General features: G+C 36.6%; 5 protein-coding genes and 2 pseudogenes. 4 read left to right on the forward strand and 3 right to left on the reverse strand.

The features are described 5' to 3' along the window. A pseudogene (locus tag AC1DJR_RS15300) lies at nt 1-145 on the forward strand (DUF4352 domain-containing protein); the annotation flags it as partial. Between the two features lie 126 nt (nt 146-271). On the opposite strand, the pseudogene AC1DJR_RS15305 reads toward AC1DJR_RS15300, so the two are convergent. Further along, nucleotides 272-412: pseudogene (locus AC1DJR_RS15305) on the reverse strand (DAK2 domain-containing protein); the annotation flags it as partial. A 209-nt stretch (nt 413-621) separates the two neighbouring features. On the opposite strand from AC1DJR_RS15305, the gene AC1DJR_RS15310 reads away from it, so the two are divergent. After that, entirely contained in the window at nt 622-1,218 is a 597-nt protein-coding gene (locus tag AC1DJR_RS15310; RefSeq protein WP_477002942.1) for a hypothetical protein, read from the forward strand. Nucleotides 1,219-1,306: 88 nt separating this feature from the next. On the opposite strand, the gene AC1DJR_RS15315 is transcribed toward AC1DJR_RS15310, so the two are convergent. Then, nucleotides 1,307-1,621, reverse strand: a complete 315-nt coding sequence (locus AC1DJR_RS15315; protein WP_328056954.1) for a hypothetical protein — start codon at nt 1,619-1,621, stop codon at nt 1,307-1,309. A 665-nt stretch (nt 1,622-2,286) separates the two neighbouring features. Beyond that, nucleotides 2,287-4,038: a dihydroxyacetone kinase subunit DhaK gene (gene dhaK, locus AC1DJR_RS15320; RefSeq protein WP_477002943.1), complete on the reverse strand. Its 1,752-nt coding sequence runs from the start codon at nt 4,036-4,038 to the stop codon at nt 2,287-2,289. 178 nt (nt 4,039-4,216) lie between these two features. On the opposite strand from dhaK, the gene dhaS reads away from it, so the two are divergent. Both dhaS and dhaQ read left to right on the forward strand, forming a co-directional pair. Next, complete coding sequence (dhaS, locus tag AC1DJR_RS15325; RefSeq protein WP_328056952.1) at nt 4,217-4,783, forward strand: dihydroxyacetone kinase transcriptional activator DhaS; 567 nt, start codon at nt 4,217-4,219, stop codon at nt 4,781-4,783. Nucleotides 4,784-4,802: 19 nt separating this feature from the next. Next, on the forward strand, nt 4,803-5,775 hold a 973-nt coding region (gene dhaQ, locus AC1DJR_RS15330), incomplete at its 3' end, for a DhaKLM operon coactivator DhaQ (RefSeq protein WP_477002944.1).

A 5,775-nucleotide genomic window follows, 5' to 3' on the forward strand; every position in this document is an offset into this window, starting at 1 on the left:
AGTTAAACCAAATGAAACGGTAGAATTGAAAATAGCTTTTGAAGTATCAGGTACCGCAGATGAATATATGTTTTATATTGAAAGCTCTTTAGAACCTCTAGAAGCACGCTGGAAAATTGATAAGCCGCAATCACAAAAAAACTAAGTCTCAAATACAATTTGATTGAATAAATCTCTCAAATAAGCAAAAAGCACTGAAAAATTTGATATAGATACAAATGAATAATATATAAAAGTCCYTCCRCCTTAAGGCAGAGGGACTTTCTAATTCCTATTTCAAACTACCCGCAATCTCCGTAAAGATAAYYCCAAGYGCATGTGCACCTGCATCTGGATAGCCTAAGCTTCTTTCACCAACTGTACCAGCGCGKCCCATRCGAGCTACGATTTCTTTCGTATACTCTTCTCCTTTTTTATTTCTTAGAGGTGATAGTTTTTGTTATAGGAGGAATTAAAAACATTAGCTTGATGGGCATGGGGTGTTTGTATTTCTTAAGTTGATAGATGTGTGGCGGTACCCCATTATAAAAGCGATTATGAAAAATAAGAAATATATCTAATACTTTATTCGTTTTTTTTCATATTATAGTATTAAGAATTGCATAAGGGGGTGGAAAAAGAATGGACGAGCATTTACAACCTCAACTTTCGCCGCCATGGATCACATATTTTAATGAACTCAGAAATTCAATAGGAGCTGATCCAACTGTAACAGTAGGTCCGCTAATACCGACGGATGGAAATTTTATTATTTTAGTACAAACTGCGGATGTTGAAAAAGCGATTGCGTTAGCTACACTTCTTAAACCTACAGTACAATTTGGTAATGTAAGTGTAACTATTGTTGTTAGTGTTAGTGGAGATGGAATTGTAAATCCAATTCCTTGTCCTTTAGACGCTTTTGAAATTGCACATTTGTTTCAAGTAGCGTTAGAAAACAACTTGTATTTTGAGCGAGTTGTTGTACAACCACGTTTACCAGGTGGAGAAAATGTTATTTTTCCAGTTTTTGCTGCAAAAGTAATTCAGTTTTTTAATGATGATATTTCCAACCTATGTCAAACTTTCACAGAAGTCGCTGCAAAAGTTTTTCGTGATGTAATGAATGATACTATATGTGGTATACCAATTTTATTTTCGACAAGTTGTACTACAAGTACTGAAATTAGTGAAAACGCGGTTCAAAATAAAGATACAGATCCAAAGTTGTTTTATTAATTAAGAAAGACATTTTCTTAAAAGAAAATGTCTTTCTCGTTTCCTTTTATCGTTCTAAATCTATATTTTTATTTCTCATTTTCCTTTTTCAAACTACAAAATCACCATAATGAAATACCATGGAGGGATCTACAACAACAAGGCCAGGATTCGTAGGATTAGAAAAACCAGATCCACCAATTCCACGTAACGGGCGTTCCCCTACTACATAATCGCCTGTAGATTTAACATGAAGGATTCCATTTACAACAGAACTAATATCAAATTCTAACCGAGTACAACTCATTGGAGGTATAACAGTTAGACCAAGACCTTCAAGGAATGGGTGTTCAACCTCAGTGATTATAAACGGGAGTGTGATACCCTCTGTTGAGAGTCCAAGTGCATTACAATATTCAATCACAACATCAGCCTCTAGTGGTTTGTTTGTAGCATTCTTGATAATAATTACAAGTCGATTATTCGGTTGTCCAACGGCAGCATTAAGAGGAACGAGAAATGGTCACGTAGTAATCGTATACTTTTTATGATGACATTTTGAGCTGTCGCTTGAACTGCTACTTGACTTATAACTTGACATAAAATCATCTCCTATCAAAATACAATACTTTCTGTATATCTTATTAAAATAAACAAATGTATAGGCAGTTGTATAAAGAATTCCCCTAGTATTTTGGATGTGGGTGCTAAATGCCACGAACTTAACGTAACTAAATATAGAAAAAGCGGACTGCTTAGATGTTTAAGTATTAAACTAGTTATGTATAACAATCATATGAACAAAAAACAAGAAAACCCTTGTCAGTTATAGAATTGTTTAGTTCAGGTGTTTAGACGGATCGTGATTTGAACAGTGCGACAAAAAGACTGGTTATCAGCTGAAGAAGTAACTAAAGATTAGTTCTTCCTAAAATACAATTAAACAACCTGAATTCCATGTTTATATGAACTCACGTTGCTTCTTTTAAAATTCATATCTTTATAGAAAGAGTACCTAGAGAAGTTATATAATATCATTCAACTATAAAAAAAAACCTCCACCACAAGGCAGAGGGGATCTTCTAATTCCTATTTCAAACTACCCGCAATCTCCGTAAAGATAACCCCAAGCGCATGCGCACCTGCATCAGGATAGCCTAAACTTCTTTCACCAACTGTACCGGCGCGGCCCATGCGAGCTACGATTTCTTTCGTATACTCTGCGCCTTTAACCGCTGCTTCTGCTCCTTTTTCAAAGGCAGTTTTTATGTCTACTTCGTTTGAAGCGCTAGCTAACCAAGAGTCTACACATGGAGCAAGTGCATCAACAAGTGTTTTATCACCAACTACCGCTCCTCTACCGAACGATCTTTCACCGATAGATTGTATGCCGTGAAGTGCCGCTTGCAATATTTCAGCGAACTCTTTGGCTGTTAACTCACGTTTTTCGCCTGCTGCTTTACTAGCTGCGCGGAATGCTCCGCCCCAAATTGGACCAGAAGCRCCGCCGCAATGTTCCATAATAATCATTGAACAACCGTYAAGGAATGATCCGATCGTTACRTTCTCTTGATCTACAATAGAATGCCACTCMCGYTTTAATTGCTTAAATCCTTTTGCMACACTCATTCCGAAGTCTCCGTCACCTGCATGTGTATCTAACTCACAGAACGGTACTTCATTTTTAATAATAATGTCACTCATTTTATCAACGAGATAAATCATGTTATTTAATGTAATGACATTATCTTTAATAACAGCGTGCTCTTCCGCTGTTTCTATTTCGAAGGAAACTTCCTTCTCTTCTACATCTTCAAGCACATTCACGTACTCTACACTTTCAACTGGTCCATCTACTTTAAACGCTGGTGTATTACACTCTTTCGATAACAACGTTTTTAGCTCGTCATCTAACTTCATCACTGTTAAAGACATACCAGCCATATCGATACTCGTCATATAATTACCGACGAATACTCTATTAATTTTAATGTTTCTAGCAGCTAATTCTCTCGTAACTGCATTATTAAATATATATAGTTCTTGCAGTGGTGTGCCGCCAAAACCATTTACAAGAAGTGCAATTTCCTCACCATCTTTTACTCCTAAATCTTTTATTAAATCATTTGTCATACGGTTAGCTAATTCATCTGCTGACAGCGTTTTTTCACGTTTAATACCTGGTTCACCGTGAATACCTACGCCGTATTCCATTTCATCTTCTTCAAGTGTGAAAGTAGGTGATCCGCTCGCTGGAACTGTACAAGAAGTTAATGCTAAACCGATTGTACGCACGTTAGCCGCTGCTTTTTCTGCTACAGCTTTCACCGCACCTAGATCCATACCTGCTTCCGCTGCTGCGCCGGCAATTTTATGCACTAAAATAACTCCCGCAACACCGCGGCGTCCTACTGTATACAGGCTATCTTCTACCGCAATATCATCGTCTACTTTTACGTAGTCGACTTCAATTCCATCTTCAGTCGCTAAATGTGCACCGTTTTTGAAATTCATAATATCGCCGCTATAATTTTTAATAATTAACAACGTACCTTTTTTACTAGCTGTYTCTTTAATYGCTTGRTAKACCTGAATTTGYGAAGGMGAAGCAAACACATCTCCGCAYACTGCCGCATCTAACATTCCTTTTCCRACTAGWCCTGCATGYGCTGGCTCRTGACCACTACCGCCGCCACTAATTAACGTTACTTTATTTTCATTCATTTCTTTCTTCTTAATGACTTTATATTTTTTCAAAAGCTCCAACTCTGGRTGAGCCATAACCATTCCGTTRCACATTTCCATTACTAATGTTTCTGGTTTGTTTATAATCTTTTTCATTGTGCTTCTCCCTCAATTCCTTTAATATATTGTGATATATTTGAAATCTTCTTCTTACTACTCATGTTAAAATGAAAGCGTTTTATAGTAAACGGACAAAATGGACAATCTGTCTAAAGACACCGCTCTCATTTGTAGGTAGGATTTTCATATTACTAACATTCTAGGGATGATTCAGATGACCTCTTCTATAATTTCTAAAAAGATAATCGCGAATTCATTGAAGTATTTAATGGAAACAGAGTCATTTCATAAAATATCAGTGAGCGATATTATGTTACACTGTCAAATGCGTAGGCAAACTTTTTATTATCATTTTAAAGATAAATTCGAACTATTAAGCTGGATTTATAGAGAAGAAACGAAAGAAAACATTATCGACTTTCTCGACTATGAAACGTGGGAAAATATTTTTGATTTATTATTTGATTACTTTTACGAAAATCAAAAATTTTACCGAAATGCATTTAAAGTCATTGAGCAAAATTCGTTTAATCACTATTTATTTGAGCATACGAAAAACTTATATATGAAGATTATTGATGAACTATCCATGAGCTGTGAATTAACTCTTTCTATTGAAACGAAAAATACGATTGCCTCTTTTTATAGTCACGGCTTCGTTGGAACGATAAAAGATTGGATTGAAAGTAAATGTGAAGTAGATCCATCCATTATGTCTTCTCTCATGAAAAATATGATAAACAATCAATTACTACTATTACTGGAGCAATCAGCAAAGTAATTAAAGGGTGGCAAAAGCAATGAAAAAGATTATGAATGATGTAGAAAATATTGTTCAAGATATGCTGCATGGCTTTTATTTTGAACATAACGACAAAGTGAATTACGACGAAACAAATAACATCATTTATGTAAAGGATATCGCAGAAATGGAGCAAAACGTTGTCATTATAAGCGGCGGTGGTAGCGGACACGAACCAGCTGATATTGGCTATGTAGGAAACGGAATGCTTACGGCGGCAGTAAACGGCAGTATCTTCACTCCCCCTACAGTCGAACAAATTGTGGCGGCAACTCGCTTAAWGCCAAAAGATAAAAGTATTTTATTCATCATAAAAAACTTTAAAGATGACGTAGAAAACTTTTTAGCGGCAGAACAAATCGCAAAAGAAGAAGGAAGACAAATTGACCACATCATCGTAAATGACGACGTTTCAATTGAAGATGATACTTCTTTTAACAAAAGAAGACGCGGCGTCGCTGGTACTGTTTTCATTCAAAAAATAGTAGGCGCGGCCGCTCTTGAAGGCCATTCTTTAGAAGAACTAACAGCACTTGGACAAGCTGTCATCCAAAACTTACACACATTAGGAGTCGCCCTTTCACCTGCAAATGATCCAGTACAAGGAAAAGCTTCMTTCACATTAAACGACGATGAAGTCTTTTACGGCGTTGGTATCCATGGCGAAAAAGGTTACCGCAAAGAAGCACTATCCTCTTCTGAAATATTAGCGATCGAACTTATGAACAAACTAAAAAGCATTTATCGCTGGAGAAAAGGTGACAACTTCGCCATCCTCATTAACGGACTCGGTGCGACCCCATTAATGGAACAATACATTTTCGCAAACGATATTCGCCGTTTATGTGAGCTGGAAGGCTTACATGTGAAGTTCGTAAAGGTTGGTACCCTTCTCACTTCTTTAGATATGAAAGGTGTTTCGCTCAGTTTGCTTAAAATAGAAGATTCGGATTGGGTGCAGTGGTTGAAGG

The organism is Bacillus sp. 05T31 (assembly GCF_056396725.1).

Coding starts and splice junctions, on each gene's coding strand:
- AC1DJR_RS15310 (WP_477002942.1), top strand. CDS start 622: ATGGACGAGCATTTACAACCTCAACTTTCGCCGCCATGGATCACATAT.
- dhaS (WP_328056952.1), top strand. CDS start 4,217: ATGACCTCTTCTATAATTTCTAAAAAGATAATCGCGAATTCATTGAAG.